Annotated in this window: 16 protein-coding genes and 3 rRNA genes; 15 read left to right on the top strand and 4 right to left on the bottom strand. The window is 63.1% G+C overall.

What is annotated here, in order from left to right; genetic code table 11:
• The first annotated feature begins 20 nt into the window (after positions 1–20).
• The 11 genes from AWC25_RS15630 to AWC25_RS15580 all read left to right on the top strand — a co-directional run bounded on the left by AWC25_RS15630 (position 21) and on the right by AWC25_RS15580 (position 9888).
• Complete coding sequence (locus AWC25_RS15630) at positions 21–1238, top strand: glycosyltransferase family 4 protein (RefSeq protein WP_069399292.1); 1218 nt, start codon at positions 21–23, stop codon at positions 1236–1238.
• 223 nt (positions 1239–1461) lie between these two features.
• Positions 1462–1938 (top strand): ATP synthase subunit I, encoded by a 477-nt coding sequence (locus AWC25_RS15625; protein ID WP_069399293.1) that lies wholly within the window; start codon positions 1462–1464, stop codon positions 1936–1938.
• On the top strand, positions 1931–2689 hold the full coding sequence (gene atpB / locus AWC25_RS15620; protein WP_069399294.1) for a F0F1 ATP synthase subunit A: 759 nt from the start codon (positions 1931–1933) through the stop codon (positions 2687–2689). The genes AWC25_RS15625 and atpB overlap by 8 nt, the downstream gene beginning before the upstream one ends.
• A gap of 95 nt (positions 2690–2784) precedes the next feature.
• Positions 2785–3030, top strand: a complete 246-nt coding sequence (locus tag AWC25_RS15615; RefSeq protein ID WP_090609504.1) for a F0F1 ATP synthase subunit C — start codon at positions 2785–2787, stop codon at positions 3028–3030.
• A 9-nt stretch (positions 3031–3039) separates the two neighbouring features.
• Entirely contained in the window at positions 3040–3549 is a 510-nt protein-coding gene (locus AWC25_RS15610; RefSeq protein ID WP_069399295.1) for a F0F1 ATP synthase subunit B, read from the top strand.
• Positions 3550–3555: 6 nt separating this feature from the next.
• Positions 3556–4896: a F0F1 ATP synthase subunit B/delta gene (locus AWC25_RS15605; protein ID WP_069399296.1), complete on the top strand. Its 1341-nt coding sequence runs from the start codon at positions 3556–3558 to the stop codon at positions 4894–4896.
• Positions 4897–4948: 52 nt separating this feature from the next.
• On the top strand, positions 4949–6613 hold the full coding sequence (gene atpA, locus AWC25_RS15600) for a F0F1 ATP synthase subunit alpha (RefSeq protein WP_069399297.1): 1665 nt from the start codon (positions 4949–4951) through the stop codon (positions 6611–6613).
• Between the two features lie 6 nt (positions 6614–6619).
• Positions 6620–7537: a F0F1 ATP synthase subunit gamma gene (locus AWC25_RS15595; RefSeq protein WP_085167051.1), complete on the top strand. Its 918-nt coding sequence runs from the start codon at positions 6620–6622 to the stop codon at positions 7535–7537.
• Between the two features lie 22 nt (positions 7538–7559).
• On the top strand, positions 7560–9011 hold the full coding sequence (gene atpD / locus AWC25_RS15590) for a F0F1 ATP synthase subunit beta (RefSeq protein WP_069399299.1): 1452 nt from the start codon (positions 7560–7562) through the stop codon (positions 9009–9011).
• Positions 9012–9061: 50 nt separating this feature from the next.
• Positions 9062–9427: a F0F1 ATP synthase subunit epsilon gene (locus AWC25_RS15585; protein ID WP_069399300.1), complete on the top strand. Its 366-nt coding sequence runs from the start codon at positions 9062–9064 to the stop codon at positions 9425–9427.
• Between the two features lie 17 nt (positions 9428–9444).
• On the top strand, positions 9445–9888 hold the full coding sequence (locus AWC25_RS15580; protein ID WP_044512161.1) for a DUF2550 domain-containing protein: 444 nt from the start codon (positions 9445–9447) through the stop codon (positions 9886–9888).
• Between the two features lie 30 nt (positions 9889–9918).
• Here the strand turns inward: AWC25_RS15580 and AWC25_RS15575 are convergent, their stop codons facing one another.
• A complete protein-coding gene (locus AWC25_RS15575; RefSeq protein ID WP_069398870.1) occupies positions 9919–10509 on the bottom strand; it encodes a cob(I)yrinic acid a,c-diamide adenosyltransferase in 591 nt (196 codons plus the stop codon).
• A 69-nt stretch (positions 10510–10578) separates the two neighbouring features.
• Here AWC25_RS15575 and murA point away from each other — a divergent pair, with 69 nt between their 5' ends.
• The 4 genes from murA to rrf all read left to right on the top strand — a co-directional run bounded on the left by murA (position 10579) and on the right by rrf (position 17304).
• On the top strand, positions 10579–11832 hold the full coding sequence (murA, locus tag AWC25_RS15570) for a UDP-N-acetylglucosamine 1-carboxyvinyltransferase (RefSeq protein WP_085167050.1): 1254 nt from the start codon (positions 10579–10581) through the stop codon (positions 11830–11832).
• Positions 11833–12208: 376 nt separating this feature from the next.
• A 16S ribosomal RNA gene (locus AWC25_RS15565) occupies positions 12209–13727 on the top strand.
• A gap of 284 nt (positions 13728–14011) precedes the next feature.
• Positions 14012–17098, top strand: a 23S ribosomal RNA gene (locus AWC25_RS15560).
• A 94-nt stretch (positions 17099–17192) separates the two neighbouring features.
• A 5S ribosomal RNA gene (rrf, locus tag AWC25_RS15555) occupies positions 17193–17304 on the top strand.
• The 16S, 23S and 5S rRNA genes sit together here, the layout of an rRNA operon.
• Before the next feature lie 48 nt (positions 17305–17352).
• On the opposite strand, the gene AWC25_RS15550 is transcribed toward rrf, so the two are convergent.
• From AWC25_RS15550 to AWC25_RS15540, 3 genes are read right to left on the bottom strand one after another with little or no spacing between them, the layout of a single operon-like run.
• Positions 17353–17844, bottom strand: a complete 492-nt coding sequence (locus AWC25_RS15550; RefSeq protein ID WP_069398725.1) for a methylated-DNA--[protein]-cysteine S-methyltransferase — start codon at positions 17842–17844, stop codon at positions 17353–17355.
• A complete protein-coding gene (locus AWC25_RS15545) occupies positions 17841–19328 on the bottom strand; it encodes a DNA-3-methyladenine glycosylase 2 family protein (protein WP_069398726.1) in 1488 nt (495 codons plus the stop codon). Before AWC25_RS15545 ends, AWC25_RS15550 begins: the two co-directional genes overlap by 4 nt.
• Positions 19329–19338: 10 nt before the next feature.
• Complete coding sequence (locus tag AWC25_RS15540; protein WP_069398727.1) at positions 19339–19626, bottom strand: hypothetical protein; 288 nt, start codon at positions 19624–19626, stop codon at positions 19339–19341.
• Positions 19627–19813 lie beyond the last annotated feature (187 nt).

Genomic DNA, 19813 nt, shown 5'->3' with positions numbered 1-19813 from the left:
GAATTCAGCTCTGATGGAAGGTGGCGTACGGTCGCGTGGTGTCTAGCGAGCCGGGCAGTGATCTAGCCCTTCTTGCCACAGGTCTGCACGCCCTGGCCGACCGTGGCGCCGGCGTACCGCTGCGTGAGCTGGCGTTGGTCGGACTGACCGCCGCGATCATCACCTACTTCGCAACCGGGCCGGTGCGGGTGCTGGCCACCCGGTTGGGCGCGGTCGCCTACCCGCGGGAACGGGATGTGCACGTGACGCCGACCCCCCGGATGGGCGGGTTGGCGATGTTCGTCGGCGTTGCCTCCGCGGTGTTCCTGGCCTCGGAGCTGCCCGCGCTCACCCGCGGGTTCGTCTACTCCACCGGCATGCCCGCGGTCATGGTGGCGGGCGCGGTGATCATGGGGATCGGGCTGATCGACGATCGCTGGGGCCTGGACGCGCTGACCAAATTCGCCGGTCAGATCACCGCCGCCAGCGTGCTGGTGACCATGGGCGTGGCCTGGAGCGTCCTGTACATCCCGTTCGGCGGGGTGGGCACCATCGTGCTGGACCAGGCGTCGTCGATCCTGCTCACCCTGGCCCTGACGGTCTCGATCGTCAACGCGATGAACTTCGTCGACGGGCTCGACGGGCTGGCCGCCGGGCTGGGTCTGATCACCGCGATGGCAATCTGCGTTTTCTCGGTCGGACTGCTGCGCGACCACGGCGGTGACGTCCTGTTCTATCCGCCGGCCGTGATCTCGGTGGTGCTTGCCGGGGCGTGTCTGGGGTTTCTGCCGCACAACTTTCACAAGGCCAAGATCTTCATGGGCGACTCCGGCTCGATGCTGATCGGACTGATGCTGGCCGCCGCCTCCACCACCGCCGCCGGTCCGATCTCGCAGAACGCCTACGGCGCCCGCGATGTCTTTGCCCTGCTGTCCCCGTTTTTGCTGGTGGTGGCGGTGATGTTCGTCCCGATGCTCGACCTGCTGCTGGCGATCGTGCGCCGCACCCGGGCCGGCCGCAGCGCATTCAGCCCCGACAAGATGCATTTGCACCACCGGCTGCTGCAGATTGGTCATTCGCATCGTCGGGTGGTGCTGCTCATCTATTTGTGGGTCGGCATCGTCGCGTTCGGCGCCGCCAGCACGATCTTTTTCAATCCGCGCGACACCGGCGCGGTGATGCTCGGCGCCATCGTCGTTGCGGGGGTTGCGACGGCCATCCCGCTGTTGCGCCGCCGCGACTACTACGACGAGGAGTAGTAGTGCCGTGACCTTGTGGTACGGTGCTGGTAGAACCCCAAATTGAAACTTGTGGGTTGCCGGCCAATCGGGTTGCCAGATCGTTTTTCGGCAGTGTCGATTGTCGACCGACCGAGGGAGCTACCCCTTGAGTGATTCGGCTGTGACGTGCGATACGCTCGGCGGGCCACCGATCAGTCGGTCGGAAGGTTCCCGCTCCATCAATCCGGATTGAGGTGCTGCAGTGACGACACCAGCGCAGGACGCGCCGTTGGTGTTTCCCTCTGTTGCCTTCCGCCCGATCCGGCTCCTGGTGATCAGCGCCGTGCTCACTGCAGCGGCCGTCGCTGCCGCCGGTTTCGCCGGCCACCTGATGGTCGGAGTCTTCTTCGGTGTCGGACTGCTGCTGGGTTTGCTCAACGCGTTGTTGGTGCGTCGCTCGGTGGCATCGATCACCGCGAAGGAACACCCGCTGAAGAGTTCGATGGCGATCAACTCGGCTACCCGACTCGCCGTCATCACCGTCATCGGGCTGGTCGTCGCCTACATCTTCCGGCCCGCGGGACTGGGTGTGGTGTTCGGCCTGGCCCTGTTCCAGCTGGTGCTGGTGCTGTCGACCGCACTGCCGGTCTGGCAGAAGCTGCGCGCCGGCGACGCGGCGGAGTCGGCAGGCGACCACACCCCGGACGGCACGGAAAGAGGGAACAGCAACGATGCCTGACACGTCGTTTTTGGCCGAAGGTGCGATCGAGGTCGGCGAGCACAGCCACGCGACCTGGTTCGGGCTGACGGTCAACACCGACACGATCCTGTCGACCGCGATCGCCGCGGTCATCGTGATCGCCCTGGCTTTCTTCCTGCGCGCAAAGATCACGTCCACCGGCGTGCCCAGCGGCGTTCAGCTGTTCTGGGAGGCGATCACCGTCCAGATGCGCGATCAGATCGAGAGCGCCGTGGGGATGCGGATCGCGCCGTTCGTGCTGCCGCTGGCGGTCACGATCTTCGTCTTCATCCTGATCTCCAACTGGCTGTCGGTGCTGCCGCTGCAGTACACCGACGCGTCCGGGCACACCACCGAGCTGCTGAAATCGGCTGCCGCGGACATCAATTACGTGCTGGCACTGGCCCTGTTCGTGTTCGTTTGCTATCACGTGGCCGGCATCTGGCGTCGCGGCATCATCGGGCATCCGGTGGCGGTGCTGAAGGGGCATGTGGCGTTCCTGGCGCCGATCAACCTGGTCGAAGAACTCGCCAAGCCGATTTCGTTGTCGCTCCGACTTTTCGGCAACATCTTCGCCGGCGGCATCCTGGTCGCACTCATTGCGCTGTTCCCGCCCTACATCATGTGGGCGCCCAACGCGATCTGGAAGTCCTTCGACCTGTTCGTCGGCGCCATCCAGGCGTTCATCTTCTCGATCTTGACCATCTTGTACTTCAGCCAAGCCATGGAGATCGAGGATCACCATGACTGAAGCCCGCCCGATTCGGCCCACCAATTGGCCTGAGCGACACACCATTACAGGAACCTGGTAGACCCCTACCAGATATAAGGAGGATAAGAATGGCCCTGGACCCCCAAGTAGCTGCCGCTGCTCTCATCGGCGGTGGAATCATCATGGGCGGCGGTGCGATCGGTGCCGGTATCGGTGACGGTATCGCCGGTAACGCGCTGGTCGCGGGCATCGCCCGGCAGCCGGAGGCGCAAGGCCGGCTGTTCACGCCGTTCTTCATCACTGTCGGTCTGGTTGAGGCGGCCTACTTCATCAACCTGGCCTTCATGGCGCTGTTCGTATTCGCAACCCCCGTCGGCTAGTTCGCTGTGATGGGAGATGCGAGCCGCGGCGTTCTGGCATCCAGCCAGTTAGCAGCAGAGGGGGGCAACAACTTCCTTGTCCCCAACGGCACGTTCTTCTTCGTGCTGGCGATCTTTCTGATCGTGCTGATCGTGATCGGCACGTTCGTCGTGCCACCGGTCATGAAGGTGCTCCGCGAGCGCGACGCGATGGTCGCCAAGACCGCCGCCGACACGAAGAAGGCGAACGAGCAATTCGAAGCCGCCGCAGCGGACTACGAAAACGCCATGCGGGAAGCCCGTGTTCAGGCGTCGTCCCTGCGGGACAACGCCCGGGCGGAAGGTCGCAAGGTCGTCGAGGACGCGCGCGCCCGTGCCGAGCAGCAGGTCGCAGCGACGGTGCAGAAGGCCGCCGAGCAATTGAAGCGGGAAAGGGACGCCGTGGAGCTGGATCTGCGTGCCAACGTGGCTTCCATGTCAGCGACTCTGGCCAGTCGCGTCCTCGGTGTCGACGTCACAACCACTGCCGCAACAAGGTAACTATCAATGTCGACGTTTATCGGGCAGCTGATCGGATTCGCCGCCATCGTGTTCCTGGTGGTGCGTTATGTTGTGCCGCCGGTACGCAATTTGATGACCGCCCGGCAAAACACCGTGCGCCAGCAGTTGGAGGACGCGGCCAAGGCCGCGGACCGGTTGACCGAATCGACTGCGGCGCACAGTAAGGCCGTCCAGGCGGCCGAATCCGAAGCCAAGCAGGTGGTGGAAGAGGCCAAGGCCGACGCCGAGCGCATCACCGAACAGCTGTCCGCCCAGGCCGAGGTTGAGTCGGCCCGCATCATCGGCCAGGGATCGCGGCAGGTCGAACTGCTGCGTACGCAACTGGCGCGTCAGCTGCGCCTGGAACTGGGTCACGAATCCGTACGCCAGGCAACGGAATTGGTGCGCAACTACGTCGCCGATCCCGCCCAGCAGGCGTCGACCGTCGACCGTTTCCTGGACGAACTCGACGAGATGGCGCCGGCCTCGGCCGACGTCCAGTACCCGCTGCATTCCAAGTTCCGCTCGTCGAGCCGGGTCGCGCTGGCCAGTCTTACCGAACAATTCCGTGCCACAGCCAAAGACCTTGACAGCAAAGCTCTTTCCACCCTATCGGCCGAACTCGTATCGGTCGGACGGCTGCTCAGTCACGAAGCGGTCGTGACCCGGTACCTCACCGTGCCGGCCGAAGACGCGTCCCCGCGCGTCCGGCTGATCGAGCGACTGGTATCGGACAAAGTCGGAGAGAACACCCTCGGGGTGCTGCGCGCGGCCGTCTCCGAGCGCTGGTCGGCCAACGACGATCTGATCGATGCGATCGAGCACGTGTCGCGACAGGCGCTGCTGGAGGTCGCCGAACGCGACGGCAAGGTCGACGAGGTCGAAGATCAGCTGTTCCGATTCTCCCGCGTACTCGACGCCCAGCCCCGCCTCGCCATCCTGTTGGGCGACTACGTCGTCCCGGCCGAGCAACGGGTGGCTCTGCTGCGCAAGGTACTCGAGAGTGCGAGTGGCCGGGTCAATCCGATCGTGCTCTCGCTGCTGAGTCAGACCATCGAATTGCAGCGCGGTCAGTCGGCCGAGGAAGCCATCCAGTTCTTGGCTGAAGTCGCGGTGGCGCGCCGTGGCGAGGTCATCGCCCAGGTCAGCGCGGCGGCCGAGCTCAGCGACGTCCAACGCACTCGCCTCACCGAGGTGCTCGGTCGCATCTACGGGCATCCGGTGACGGTGCACCTGCAGGTCGAACCGGAACTGCTCGGTGGGCTGCTGATCTCGGTGGCCGACGAGGTGATCGACGGGACGCTCTCGTCTCGCCTTGCCGCGGCCGAGGCCCAAGTGCCCGACTGACCACCAACCCGATCCCCGCGAACGACAGAACCAAGTAGGAAGACGAAAAGCCATGGCCGAGTTGACAATCTCCGCTGATGACATCCAGAGCGCAATCGAGGAGTACGTAGACTCCTTTACTTCCGACACCTCCCGCGAAGAGGTCGGCACCGTGGTGGACGCCGGAGACGGCATCGCGCACGTCGACGGTTTGCCGTCGGTCATGACCCAGGAGCTGCTCGAGTTCACCGGCGGTGTGTTGGGCGTCGCGCTCAACCTCGACGAGCACAGCGTCGGCGCGGTCATCCTGGGTGACTTCGAGAAGATCGAAGAAGGCCAACAGGTCAAGCGGACCGGCGAGGTCCTGTCGGTGCCCGTCGGCGACGCGTTTTTGGGTCGCGTGGTCAACCCGCTCGGCGAGCCCATCGACGGCCAGGGCGACATCGAGACCGACACCCGTCGGGCACTTGAGATCCAGGCCCCCTCGGTGGTGCAGCGCCAAAGCGTCAGCGAGCCACTGCAGACCGGCATCAAGGCCATCGACGCCATGACCCCGATCGGGCGCGGCCAGCGGCAGCTGATCATCGGCGACCGCAAGACCGGCAAGACCGCCGTCTGCGTCGACACCATCCTCAACCAGCGTAAGAACTGGGAGACCGGTGACGAGAAGAAGCAGGTGCGCTGCGTCTATGTGGCCATCGGCCAGAAGGGCACCACCATTGCCTCGGTGCGCCGCGCCCTCGAAGAGGGTGGGGCGATGGACTACACCACCATCGTGGCCGCACCGGCGTCCGACTCCGCCGGGTTCAAATGGCTTGCGCCGTACACTGGTTCGGCGATCGCGCAGCACTGGATGTACGACGGCAAGCACGTGCTGATCGTCTTCGACGACCTGAGCAAGCAGGCGGAGGCGTACCGCGCGATCTCGCTGCTGCTGCGCCGCCCGCCGGGTCGCGAGGCGTACCCGGGCGACGTGTTCTACCTGCACTCGCGGCTGCTGGAGCGCTGCGCGAAGCTCTCCGACGAGCTCGGCGGTGGTTCGATGACCGGCCTGCCCATCATCGAGACCAAGGCCAACGACATCTCGGCCTACATCCCCACCAACGTCATCTCGATCACCGACGGGCAGTGCTTCCTGGAGTCCGACCTGTTCAACCAGGGTGTGCGGCCGGCCATCAACGTCGGTGTCTCGGTGTCCCGAGTCGGTGGCGCCGCGCAGATCAAGGCCATGAAGGAGGTCGCCGGCTCGCTGCGGCTCGACCTGTCCCAGTACCGCGAGCTGGAAGCGTTCGCCGCGTTCGCGTCCGACCTGGACGCCACGTCCAAGGCGCAGCTGGACCGCGGCGCGCGGCTGGTCGAGCTGCTCAAGCAGCCGCAGTACCAGCCGCTTCCCGTTGAGGAACAAGTGGTTTCGATCTTCCTGGGCACCGGCGGCCACCTGGACTCGGTGCCGGTCGAGGATGTCAGCCGCTTCGAGACGGAGCTGCTGGACCACATGCGGGCCTCGGAGGAGAGCCTGCTGGCCGGAATCCGGGACAGCGGCAAGCTTTCCGAAGAAGCCCAGGCGCAGCTCGAAGACATCATCGGCAAGTTCAAGAAGGGCTTTGCGGCCAGCGACGGTGGGTCGGTGGTTCCGGATGAGCACGTCGAGGCCCTCGACGAAGAGGAATTGGGCAAGGAGTCGGTCAAGGTCAACAAGCCTGCGCCCGAAGACAAGAAGAAGCAAGAGAAGAAGTAATACTCGATGGCTGCCACACTTCGTGAGTTGCGTGGACGGATCCGCTCCGCCGGTGCGATCAAGAAGATCACCAAAGCCCAAGAGCTGATTGCGACCTCGCGCATCGGTAGGGCGCAGGCCCGGCTGCAGGCTGCCCGCCCGTACACCGAAGAGATCACCAACATGCTGACCACGCTGTCCAGCGAGGCGGCGCTGGATCATCCGCTGCTCGTCGAGCGGCCGGAACCGAAGCGGGCGGCCGTGCTGGTGGTGTCCTCGGACCGCGGTCTGTGTGGTGCCTACAACTCCAGCGTCTTTCGTCGCGCCGAGGAGCTGTTCTCCTTGCTCCGGGAGGAAGGCAAGACGCCGGTACTGTACGTCGTCGGCCGTAAAGCGTTGGGCTACTACAGTTTCCGCAACTGGGAGATCACCGGGTCCTGGACCGGCTTCTCCGAACAACCCACGGTCGAGAAAGCCGCCGAGGTGGCGTCCACGCTGGTGAACGCCTTCATCCCCGGCAGCGACGGTGTTGAGGAGGGATCGGACGACGCGGGTGTCGACGAATTGCACATCGTCTACACCGAGTTCAAATCGATGCTGTCCCAGTCCACGACGGCCCACCGGATGGCACCGATGGTCGTCGAGTACTCCGACGAACCGGAAACTCTGCACACCCTGTACTCGTTCGAGCCGGACGCGACGACGCTGTTCGACGCACTGTTGCCGCGGTATGTGACCACCCGCGTGTACACGGCGCTGCTCGAGTCCGCGGCATCGGAGTTGGCGTCGCGCCAGCGGGCGATGAAGTCGGCCACCGACAACGCCGACGACCTGATCAAGGCCTTGACGCTGATGGCGAACCGCGAGCGGCAGGCCCAGATCACCCAAGAGATCAGTGAAATCGTCGGCGGCGCAAACGCGCTCGCGGACGCCGGAGCCAGATAGCACCACGAGGAAGCGAAGAAATATGACTGCGACTGCCGAAAAGAGCACCAAGTCGACAAGCGCCGACACCAGCGGCCGCGTGGTACGGATCACCGGGCCGGTCGTCGACGTCGAGTTCCCGCGCGGCTCCGTCCCGGAGTTGTTCAACGCGCTGCACGCCGAGATCACGTTCGAAGAGCTCAAGAAGACGCTCACGCTCGAGGTCGCCCAGCACCTCGGCGACAACCTGGTGCGGACCATCTCGCTGCAACCCACCGACGGCCTGGTGCGCGGTGTCGAGGTGACCGACACCGGTGCCCCGATCTCGGTGCCGGTCGGGCAGGAAGTCAAGGGGCACGTCTTCAACGCGCTCGGACACTGCCTGGACGAGCCGGGCTACGGCGACGACTTCGAGCACTGGTCGATTCACCGTAAGCCGCCGCCGTTCGAAGAGCTGGAACCGCGCACCGAGATGCTCGAGACCGGCCTGAAGGTCGTCGACCTGCTCACCCCGTACGTGCGCGGCGGCAAGATCGCGCTGTTCGGCGGTGCCGGCGTGGGCAAAACCGTGCTCATCCAGGAGATGATCAACCGTATTGCCCGCAACTTCGGTGGTACCTCGGTGTTCGCCGGCGTGGGGGAGCGCACCCGTGAGGGCAACGACCTATGGGTCGAGCTGCAGGAAGCCAACGTGCTCAAGGACACCGCGCTGGTGTTCGGTCAGATGGACGAGCCGCCCGGCACCCGTATGCGGGTGGCGTTGTCCGCGCTGACCATGGCCGAATGGTTCCGCGACGAGGCCGGCCAGGACGTGTTGTTGTTCATCGACAACATCTTCCGGTTCACCCAGGCCGGTTCCGAGGTCTCGACACTGCTCGGCCGGATGCCGTCGGCGGTGGGTTACCAGCCCACGCTGGCCGACGAGATGGGCGAGCTGCAGGAGCGCATCACCTCGACGCGAGGCAAGTCGATTACCTCCATGCAGGCCGTCTACGTGCCCGCCGACGACTACACCGACCCGGCGCCGGCGACCACGTTCGCGCACTTGGATGCCACCACCGAGCTGTCGCGTTCGGTGTTCTCCAAGGGCATCTTCCCCGCGGTGGACCCGCTGGCCTCGAGCTCGACCATCCTCGACCCCAGCGTCGTCGGCGACGAGCACTACCGCGTGGCCCAAGAGGTCATCCGAATCCTGCAGCGGTACAAGGACCTTCAGGACATCATCGCGATCCTCGGTATCGACGAGCTGTCCGAAGAGGACAAGCAGCTGGTCAACCGGGCCCGGCGCATCGAGCGTTTCCTGTCGCAGAACATGATGGCCGCCGAGCAGTTCACCGGGCAGCCGGGTTCGACGGTCCCGCTGAAGGAGACCATCGAGGCCTTCGATCGCCTGACCAAGGGTGAGTTCGACCACGTGCCCGAGCAGGCGTTCTTCTTGATCGGTGGCCTTGACGACCTGGCCAAGAAGGCCGAGAGTCTTGGCGCCAAGCTGTAGCTTGCGGTGGCAGCGGACAGGGCCGGCAAGGCGTCGAAAGGGTTTGTGGCATGGCTGAATTGAACGTCGAGATCGTCGCCGTCGATCGCAAGATCTGGTCCGGCGAGGCAACGTTCGTGTTCACCCGCACCACCGTGGGCGAGATCGGTATTTTGCCGCGGCACATCCCGTTGGTGGCACAGCTCGTCGACGACGCCATGGTGCGGGTCGAGCGGGAAGGCGACAACGACCTCCGGGTCGCGGTCGACGGCGGGTTCTTGTCGGTGACCGAGGACGGTGTGACCATCCTTGCCGAATCCGCCGAGTTCGAATCGGAGATCAACGAGGCCGCGGCGCGGCAGGACGCCGGTTCGGACGACCCGCGTATTGCCGCTCGCGGTCGCGCGAGATTGCGCGCCGTCGGCGCGATCGATTAGCCGCCTCGGACCAGGCCATGAGCGCGCCCATGATCGGCATGGTCGTGCTCGTCGTCGTCCTGGGCGCGGCCGTCCTCGGATTGAGTTATCGGCTGTGGAAACTGCGCCAGGGCGGGACCGCCGGAATCATGCGCGACATCCCCGCGATCGGTGGTCACGGCTGGCGACATGGCGTGATCCGGTATCGCGGCGGGGAGGCGGCCTTCTACCGCCTGTCCAGCCTGCGGCTGTGGCCCGACCGCCGGTTGAGCCGGCGCGGTGTCGAGATCGTGGCCCGGCGCGCACCGCGGGGCGACGAGTTCGACATCATGACCGACGAAATCGTGGTGCTCGAGCTGCGCGATACCACGCAGGAACGCAGGTCAGGCTACGAGATCGCCCTTGACCAGGGTGCGTTGACGGCCTTCTTGTCCTGGCTGGAATCGCGTCCGTCGCCGCGGTCGCGTCGCCGGAGCGTCTGAAAAGCGCCCCCGCGCAACCGATCACGTCGTTCAGTCGACGGCTTCGGCGTCCGGCGTGCCGGCGGGCTGCCACAGCACATCGCCGTCGGGATTGGCCGCCCGCGACAGGATGAACAGCAGATCGGACAGCCGGTTGAGGTACTTCGCCGGCAAGCTGTTGACGGTATCCGGCGCCGAGTCCACGGCCGCCCAAGCCGACCGCTCGGCCCGGCGTACCACCGTGCGCGCCACGTGCAGCAGCGCCGAAAGCGGCGAACCACCGGGCAGCACAAAGGAATTCAGGGGAGCCAACGGCTCGTTATATTTGTCACACCAACCTTCGAGCCGGTCGATGTAGGACTGGGCCACGCGCAGCGGCGGGTACTTCGGGTTCGGCACGACCGGGGTGGACAGGTCCGCCCCGGCATCGAACAAATCGTTCTGAATCTGGCGTAGCACCGCCGCGATCTCGGCGTCGGGGCGACCCACGGCGATGGCGACGCCGATCGCGGCGTTGGCCTCGTCGCAGTCGGCGTAGGCGATCAGACGGGGATCGTTCTTGGAGACCCGCGAGAAGTCGCTCAGCCCCGTGGTTCCGTCATCGCCGGTCCGCGTATAGATGCGGGTCAGATGCACTGCCATGCCCAAACCGTACTCGGCCAACCGCTTAGCTGACTGACAAGCCGATAGCGCTTCACTAGACTGACGCGGGTGGCTGAGCGATTCGTGGTGACCGGAGGCAACCGGTTGTCCGGCGAAGTCGCGGTGGGGGGCGCCAAGAACAGCGTGCTCAAGCTGATGGCCGCCACGCTGCTGGCCGAAGGCACCAGCACCATCACCAACTGTCCCGACATCCTCGACGTGCCGTTGATGGCCGAGGTGCTGCGCGGCCTGGGTGCCACGGTCGAACTTGACGGCGACGTCGCCCGCATCACCTCGCCGGACGAACCCAAGTACGACGCCGACTTCGCCGCCGTGCGGCAATTCCGGGCATCGGTCTGCGTGCTCGGCCCGCTGGTCGGCAGATGCAAGCAAGCCAGGGTGGCGCTGCCGGGCGGCGACGCGATCGGATCCCGTCCGCTGGACATGCACCAGGCGGGGCTGCGGCAACTTGGCGCCACCTGCAATATCGAGCACGGCTGCGTGGTCGCCCACGCGGATACGTTGCGCGGCGCGGAGATTCAGTTGGAATTTCCCTCGGTGGGGGCCACCGAGAACATCTTGATGGCCGCCGTCGTGGCCGAGGGCGTCACCACGATCCACAACGCGGCGCGCGAACCGGACGTCGTCGACTTGTGCACGATGCTCAACCAGATGGGCGCGCAGATCGAAGGCGCCGGCTCGCCGACGATGACCATCACGGGGGTCGACCGGCTCTACCCCACCGAGCACCGGGTGATCGGCGATCGCATCGTGGCCGCCACCTGGGGAATCGCCGCCGCGATCACTCGCGGCGACATTTCCGTGACCGACATCGACCCGGCTCATCTGCAGGTGGTGCTGCACAAGCTGCACGACGCGGGTGCCACCGTCACCCAGACGGACAACAGCTTTCGGGTCACCCAGTACGAGCGTCCGAAGGCGATGAACGTTGCGACGCTGCCGTTTCCCGGCTTCCCGACCGATTTGCAACCAATGGCGATCGCGCTGGCATCGATCTCCGACGGCACCTCGATGATCACCGAGAACGTGTTCGAGGCGCGCTTTCGTTTCGTGGAAGAAATGATCCGACTCGGGGCCGACGCCCGCACCGACGGGCACCACGCCGTGGTGCGTGGGCTGCCACAACTGTCCAGTGCGCCGGTGTGGTGTTCGGATATCCGTGCCGGCGCGGGCCTGGTGTTGGCGGGCCTAGTCGCCGACGGTGACACCGAGGTGCACGACGTCTTCCACATCGATCGCGGCTACCCGTTGTTCGTCGAAAACCTGGCGATTTTGGGAGCGGAGATCGAGCGGGTACAGTAACCAAAGTCAGTGCCCCACAGGCGCGGTCGCCTCCCGAAGGAGACCGAGACCGAGGCTTGACTCCCTCGCCGGATTGGTACTAACCTGGCACGGCTGCCCTCGCAGCGATCACCTAGATCGCCAAAAATTGGGGTTGACGAACTGGCCAGATCGGTATTAAGCTGGCAGGGTTGCCCCAAAGAGGGTGAAAACAAGCAAGAGTGTTGTTTGAGAACTCAATAGTGTGTTTGGTGTTTTTGTTTGTTGTTGTTTTTTTGACCATACTTTTAACACTCCCCGTGTGTAGGTATGGTCGTTTTTGATGCCAGTATTTGGTGTCTTTTTGTTAGGTCAGATTATCTCTGATTTGAATCAACCTCGGTTGTCGAGGAGATTTTGTTTGGAGAGTTTGATCCTGGCTCAGGACGAACGCTGGCGGCGTGCTTAACACATGCAAGTCGAACGGAAAGGCCCCTTCGGGGGTACTCGAGTGGCGAACGGGTGAGTAACACGTGGGTAATCTGCCCTGCACTTCGGGATAAGCCTGGGAAACTGGGTCTAATACCGGATATGACCACGAGGCGCATGCCTTGTGGTGGAAAGCTTTTGCGGTGTGGGATGGACCCGCGGCCTATCAGCTTGTTGGTGGGGTGACGGCCTACCAAGGCGACGACGGGTAGCCGGCCTGAGAGGGTGTCCGGCCACACTGGGACTGAGATACGGCCCAGACTCCTACGGGAGGCAGCAGTGGGGAATATTGCACAATGGGCGCAAGCCTGATGCAGCGACGCCGCGTGGGGGATGACGGCCTTCGGGTTGTAAACCTCTTTCAGCAGGGACGAAGCGCAAGTGACGGTACCTGCAGAAGAAGCACCGGCCAACTACGTGCCAGCAGCCGCGGTAATACGTAGGGTGCGAGCGTTGTCCGGAATTACTGGGCGTAAAGAGCTCGTAGGTGGTTTGTCGCGTTGTTCGTGAAAACCGGGGGCTTAACCCTCGGCGTGCGGGCGATACGGGCAGACTGGAGTACTGCAGGGGAGACTGGAATTCCTGGTGTAGCGGTGGAATGCGCAGATATCAGGAGGAACACCGGTGGCGAAGGCGGGTCTCTGGGCAGTAACTGACGCTGAGGAGCGAAAGCGTGGGGAGCGAACAGGATTAGATACCCTGGTAGTCCACGCCGTAAACGGTGGGTACTAGGTGTGGGTTTCCTTCCTTGGAATCCGTGCCGTAGCTAACGCATTAAGTACCCCGCCTGGGGAGTACGGCCGCAAGGCTAAAACTCAAAGGAATTGACGGGGGCCCGCACAAGCGGCGGAGCATGTGGATTAATTCGATGCAACGCGAAGAACCTTACCTGGGTTTGACATGCACAGGACGCCGGCAGAGATGTCGGTTCCCTTGTGGCCTGTGTGCAGGTGGTGCATGGCTGTCGTCAGCTCGTGTCGTGAGATGTTGGGTTAAGTCCCGCAACGAGCGCAACCCTTGTCTCATGTTGCCAGCGGGTAATGCCGGGGACTCGTGAGAGACTGCCGGGGTCAACTCGGAGGAAGGTGGGGATGACGTCAAGTCATCATGCCCCTTATGTCCAGGGCTTCACACATGCTACAATGGCCGGTACAAAGGGCTGCGATGCCGCAAGGTTAAGCGAATCCTTTTAAAGCCGGTCTCAGTTCGGATCGGGGTCTGCAACTCGACCCCGTGAAGTCGGAGTCGCTAGTAATCGCAGATCAGCAACGCTGCGGTGAATACGTTCCCGGGCCTTGTACACACCGCCCGTCACGTCATGAAAGTCGGTAACACCCGAAGCCAGTGGCCTAACCTTTTGGAGGGAGCTGTCGAAGGTGGGATCGGCGATTGGGACGAAGTCGTAACAAGGTAGCCGTACCGGAAGGTGCGGCTGGATCACCTCCTTTCTAAGGAGCACCACGAGAAACATCCCAATTGGTGGGATGTGAGCCGTGAGGGGTCCTCGTCTGTAGTGGATGAGGGCCGGGTGCACATCAGCAGACAATCGCCAGACACACTATTGGGCCCTGAGACAACACTCGGCCGACTGAGGTCGAAGTGGTGTCCCTCCATCTTGGTGGTGGGGTGTGGTGTTTGAGTATTGGATAGTGGTTGCGAGCATCTAAATGAACGCGTTGCCGGCAACGGTTACGTGTTCGTTTTGTGTAATTTTTTCTTTTGGTTTTTGTGTTCGTAAGTGTTTAAGGGCACATGGTGGATGCCTTGGCATCGAGAGCCGATGAAGGACGTGGGAGGCTGCGATATGCCTCGGGGAGCTGTCAACCGAGCGTTGATCCGAGGATTTCCGAATGGGGAAACCCAGCACGAGTTATGTCGTGTTACCCGTATCTGAATATATAGGGTGCGGGAGGGAACGCGGGGAAGTGAAACATCTCAGTACCCGTAGGAAGAGAAAACAAAAGTGATTCCGCTAGTAGTGGCGAGCGAACGTGGAACATGGCTAAACCGCACGCATGTGATACCGGGTAGGGGTTGTGTGTGCGGGGTTGTGGGAATGATACGTCTCAGTTCTACCTGGCTGAGGGACAGTCAAAAAGTGTCGTGATTAGCGGAAGTGGCCTGGGATGGTCTGCCGCAGACGGTGAGAGCCCGGTACGCGAAAATCCGGCACCTGTCTTGTATCAACTCCCGAGTAGCAGCGGGCTCGTGGAATCTGCTGTGAATCTGCCGGGACCACCCGGTAAGCCTAAATACTTCTCGATGACCGATAGCGGATTAGTACCGTGAGGGAATGGTGAAAAGTACCCCGGGAGGGGAGTGAAATAGTACCTGAAACCGTGTGCCTACAATCCGTCAGAGCCTCCTTGTGGGGTGATGGCGTGCCTTTTGAAGAATGAGCCTGCGAGTCAGGGACATGTCGCAAGGTTAACCCGCGTGGGGTAGCCGCAGCGAAAGCGAGTCTGAATAGGGCGTTTGAGTGGCATGTTCTGGACCCGAAGCGGAGTGATCTACCCATGGCCAGGGTGAAGCGCGGGTAAGACCGCGTGGAGGCCCGAACCCACTTAGGTTGAAGACTGAGGGGATGAGCTGTGGGTAGGGGTGAAAGGCCAATCAAACTCCGTGATAGCTGGTTCTCCCCGAAATGCATTTAGGTGCAGCGTTACGTGTTTCACCACGGAGGTAGAGCTACTGGATGGCCGATGGGCCCTACTAGGTTACTGACGTCAGCCAAACTCCGAATGCCGTGGTGTATAGCGTGGCAGTGAGACGGCGGGGGATAAGCTCCGTGCGTCGAGAGGGAAACAGCCCAGATCGCCGACTAAGGCCCCTAAGCGTGTGCTAAGTGGAAAAGGATGTGCAGTCGCAGAGACAACCAGGAGGTTGGCTTAGAAGCAGCCACCCTTGAAAGAGTGCGTAATAGCTCACTGGTCAAGTGATTGTGCGCCGATAATGTAGCGGGGCTCAAGCACACCGCCGAAGTCGCGGCAACCGTAAGGTTGGGTAGGGGAGCGTCCCCCATGCAGCGAAGCTGTCGGGTAACCGATGGTGGAGTTTGGGGGAGTGAGAATGCAGGCATGAGTAGCGATAAGGCAAGTGAGAACCTTGCCCGCCGAAAGACCAAGGGTTCCTGGGCCAGGCCAGTCCGCCCAGGGTGAGTCGGGACCTAAGGCGAGGCCGACAGGCGTAGTCGATGGACAACGGGTTGATATTCCCGTACCCGTGTATGAGCGTCCCTGACGAATCCATTCTGCTAACCACCCAAATGACGGTCTATCAATCCCTTCGGGGTGCGAAGATCGCCGGCTGCGTGGGACCCGGGTGGGTAGTAGTCAAGCAATGGGGTGACGCAGGAAGGTAGCCGTACCAGTCAGTGGTAATACTGGGGCAAGCCGGTAGGGAGAGCGATAGGCAAATCCGTCGCTCACGTTCCCGAGAGGTGATGCATAGCCGATTGAGGCGAATTCGGTGATCCTCAGCTGCCAAGAAAAGCCTCTAGCGAGCGCATACATGGCCCGTACCCCAAACCAACACAGGTGGTCAGGTAGAGAATACCAAGGCGTACGAGATAACTATGGTTAAGGAACTCGGCAAAATGCCCCCGTAACTTCGGGAGAAGGGGGGCCGGCTTACCGTGAACAGCCTTGCGCTGGGAGCGGGAACCGGCCGCAGAAACCAGTGGGAAGCGACTGTTTACTAAAAACACAGGTCCGTGCGAAGTCGCAAGACGATGTATACGGACTGACGCCTGCCCGGTGCTGGAAGGTTAAGAGGACCCGTTAACTCGTAAGGGTGAAGCGGAGAATTTAAGCCCCAGTAAACGGCGGTGGTAACTATAACCATCCTAAGGTAGCGAAATTCCTTGTCGGGTAAGTTCCGACCTGCACGAATGGCGTAACGACTTCCCAACTGTCTCAACCATAGACTCGGCGAAATTGCACTACGAGTAAAGATGCTCGTTACGCGCGGCAGGACGAAAAGACCCCGGGACCTTCACTACAACTTGGTATTGGTGTTCGGTACTGTTTGTGTAGGATAGGTGGGAGACTGTGAAACTCGGACGCCAGTTCGAGTGGAGTCGTTGTTGAAATACCACTCTGACCGTATTGGACACCTAACTTCGAACCCTTATCGGGTTCAGGGACAGTGCCTGGCGGGTAGTTTAACTGGGGCGGTTGCCTCCTAAAATGTAACGGAGGCGCCCAAAGGTTCCCTCAACCTGGACGGCAATCAGGTGTTGAGTGTAAATGCACAAGGGAGCTTGACTGCGAGACCTACAAGTCAAGCAGGGACGAAAGTCGGGATTAGTGATCCGGCACCCCCGAGTGGAAGGGGTGTCGCTCAACGGATAAAAGGTACCCCGGGGATAACAGGCTGATCTTCCCCAAGAGTCCATATCGACGGGATGGTTTGGCACCTCGATGTCGGCTCGTCGCATCCTGGGGCTGGAGCAGGTCCCAAGGGTTGGGCTGTTCGCCCATTAAAGCGGCACGCGAGCTGGGTTTAGAACGTCGTGAGACAGTTCGGTCTCTATCCGCCGCGCGCGTCAGAAACTTGAGGAAACCTGTCCCTAGTACGAGAGGACCGGGACGGACGAACCTCTAGTGCACCAGTTGTCCCACCAGGGGCACCGCTGGATAGCTACGTTCGGACAGGATAACCGCTGAAAGCATCTAAGCGGGAAACCTTCTCCAAGATCAGGTTTCTCACCCTTTTAGAGGGATAAGGCCCCCCGCAGACCACGGGATTGATAGGCCAGACCTGGAAGCTCAGCAATGAGTGCAGGGAACTGGCACTAACCGGCCGAAAACTTACCAACACAAATCGCAACCACTATCTTCGCGGCTTATTGCCGCGCCGAATGCCACACCCCCCACCAGAACAACTAATAAAATAGTGTTCCGTAATAGAGTTACGGCGGCCAAAGCGACAGGGAAACGCCCGGTCCCATTCCGAACCCGGAAGCTAAGCCTGTCAGCGCCAATGATACTGCCCTTCGGGTGGAAAAGTAGGACACCGCCGAACATACACAAAAACACCCCCTGCAAAAGGGGGTGTTTTTGCATTTACCTGCTAATCGAAAAGCGTCAAACTCTGGCGCTCTTTTTCCAATTCGAGCAGTGTCCGCTTGCGGCCGAGGCCGCCGCCGAACCCGGTGAGACTTCCATTGGCGCCGATGACCCGATGGCACGGCACGACGATGGCGATCGGGTTGTGTCCGTTGGCCAATCCCACCGCACGGGCGGCGCCGGGGGCGCCGATCTGCGCGGCGATCTCACCGTAGGAGCGGGTTTCCCCGTACGGAATGGTGCGCAGCGCCTGCCATACGCGGCGCTGAAATTCGGTGCCGCGCAGATCGAGTTCGACGTCGAAACGGGTCAATTCGCCGGCGAAATACGCCGTGAGTTGATCGACGGCCGCGCCGAACGCTTTCGGGTCGGGCGACCAATCGGCCCGGCTGGGTTCGTACGTCTGATCGACCATTCGAAGATTGGTCAACACCTCGCCGTACCCGGCCAGGGTGAGCGGCCCGATCGGGCTGTCGACGGTGCGGTACTGGATCATGCGACCTCCTGTGGCGGCCAATGGTTTACCGGATGCTCGAGGGTGGTCCACAAGTGCTGGGTGGCATACGAGCGCCAGGGCCGCCAATGTGCGCTGTACTCCATCAGTATCCGCTGAGTCGTCGGCAGGCCCAGCCCCTGGGCGGCGAGTTGCAGGCCCAAATCACTGGCGGGGAAGGCGTCCGGGTCGCCGAGCCCACGCATTGCGATGACCTCGGCAGTCCAGGGACCGATGCCCGGCAGGGCCAGCAATTGGCAACGCGCCCTGCCCCATTCGCTTCCGGCGTCCAGCACCACGCTGCCGTCGAGGAGGCCCTCGATCAGCGCGCTCATCGTCCGCCGCCGCGCCTTGGGCACGGCCAGATGGACGGGATCGATCTCGGCCAACTGCTCGACCGACGGAAACGTATGCGTCAGTGCCCCGCCCGGATCCGTGACCGGCTCTCCGTAGGCCATCACCAATCGGCCGACGTGCGTTCGCGCGGCCTTCGTCGACACCTGCTGGCCCACGACGGCGCGCACGGCCAGCTCGGCCTCGTCGACCGTGCGGGGAATGCGTTGCCCGGGGGCCTTGGCCACGACCGGCGCGAGCAACGGGTCGCGGCTCAGCGCGTCGACGATCGCCTCGGGATCGGCGTCGAGGTCGAGCAGGCGCCGGCAACGCGCGATCGCGGTGGTCAGATCGCGGAAGTCGTCGAGTGTCAGCAGGCAGCGAACGTGGTCGACCGCCGGGGTCAGCGCGACAACGGCCTTGCCGGCCGGCAGCCGCAGGCTGCGCCGATAGGCGCCGTCGCGGACCTCTTCGCATCCGGGTGCCGCGCCGGCCGCCAGGTGGCCGAAGACACCCTCGTAGGCGAACGGAGTGCGCACGGGCAGCCGAAGACACACGGTCCCAGGCGAAGCCGCGTCCGATCCGGATCGCGAGGCGGCGCGCCGGCGTAATTCGGTCGGCGTGCTTTCGAACACCAGGCGCACGGTGTCGTTGAATTGGCGAATGCTGGAAAAGCCTGCGGCGAAGGCGACGTCACCGAACGGCAGGTCGGTCGTCTCGATCAGCAGCCGGGCGGTCTGGCTTCGTTGGGCCCGGGCCAGTGCGAGCGGCCCGGCGCCGACCTCGGCCTGCAGCAGCCGCTCTAGCTGTCGGGTGGTATAGCCGAGGTGGCCGGCCAAGCCGCCGACACCCTCGCGGTCCACAGTGCCGTCGGCGATGAGCCGCATGGCCCGCGCGACGACGTCGCCGCGGACGTTCCACTCGGGTGAACCCGGCGACGCGTCGGGCCGGCACCGTTTGCAGGCCCGGAAGCCGGCCCGCTGCGCGGCGGCCGCGGTCGGGTAGAACCGCACGTTCCGGGCGAACGGCGGGTGCACCGGACAGCTGGGCCGGCAGTAGATCCGGGTGGTGAGCACGGCGGTGACGAACCAGCCGTCGAACCGGGCGTCCTTGGATTGGACCGCCCGGTAGCAGCGTTCGAAATCGTCGTGCACCCCTCCACAGTTACACCTGAGCGCCGACAAGACTGGCGGAAAACCGACATGATGGTGGCGGGCGGAGGCGGCAACCCGCTGGTGCCGCTGCACCGCTGAGCGCCCGCTTCGCACGTCGATGATTCACCGGGCAGGAGGTGGCGTAGAGCACGAAGTAGGGCAGGATCAGGTACGCCCCGATGAATTTGAACCCGACGCCGAATGCTCCCTGTCCGATGTCATGGAACCCCGCGCGCACCTCGGCGACGTAGTACGCGGTCGTGCCGGTGATCAGCACGGCGATGCCGAAGAAGCTCAACCACAGACTGCGAATTCATGACTCGTCGGACTGGTTGCGGCGCAGCATCCGGGTCCACACCACAAACAGCATGATCCGGCGAGGACGGCGCCGAACCCAGACCGAAGAAATTGTCGTCGCTGCGGTAGCGCGTATCGGCTGGCCCGTATTGCCACCACAGCCATTTGCATCCGGGATCGGACGTGGT

The sequence above is a fragment of the Mycobacterium sherrisii genome (genome assembly GCF_002102355.1).
Lineage (GTDB): Bacteria > Actinomycetota > Actinomycetes > Mycobacteriales > Mycobacteriaceae > Mycobacterium > Mycobacterium sherrisii.
Note: the sequence above shows the minus strand (reverse complement) of the source record. Positions and strands in the feature narration are given on the sequence as shown.

Excerpts from the sequence above, each read along its gene's own strand:
- atpB (WP_069399294.1), top strand. The coding sequence starts at position 1,931 with ATGCCTGACACGTCGTTTTTGGCCGAAGGTGCGATCGAGGTCGGCGAG.
- AWC25_RS15610 (WP_069399295.1), top strand. The coding sequence starts at position 3,040 with ATGGGAGATGCGAGCCGCGGCGTTCTGGCATCCAGCCAGTTAGCAGCA.
- AWC25_RS15605 (WP_069399296.1), top strand. The coding sequence starts at position 3,556 with ATGTCGACGTTTATCGGGCAGCTGATCGGATTCGCCGCCATCGTGTTC.
- atpA (WP_069399297.1), top strand. The coding sequence starts at position 4,949 with ATGGCCGAGTTGACAATCTCCGCTGATGACATCCAGAGCGCAATCGAG.
- AWC25_RS15595 (WP_085167051.1), top strand. The coding sequence starts at position 6,620 with ATGGCTGCCACACTTCGTGAGTTGCGTGGACGGATCCGCTCCGCCGGT.
- atpD (WP_069399299.1), top strand. The coding sequence starts at position 7,560 with ATGACTGCGACTGCCGAAAAGAGCACCAAGTCGACAAGCGCCGACACC.
- AWC25_RS15585 (WP_069399300.1), top strand. The coding sequence starts at position 9,062 with ATGGCTGAATTGAACGTCGAGATCGTCGCCGTCGATCGCAAGATCTGG.
- AWC25_RS15580 (WP_044512161.1), top strand. The coding sequence starts at position 9,445 with ATGAGCGCGCCCATGATCGGCATGGTCGTGCTCGTCGTCGTCCTGGGC.
- AWC25_RS15575 (WP_069398870.1), bottom strand. The coding sequence starts at position 10,509 with ATGGCAGTGCATCTGACCCGCATCTATACGCGGACCGGCGATGACGGA.
- AWC25_RS15550 (WP_069398725.1), bottom strand. The coding sequence starts at position 17,844 with ATGATCCAGTACCGCACCGTCGACAGCCCGATCGGGCCGCTCACCCTG.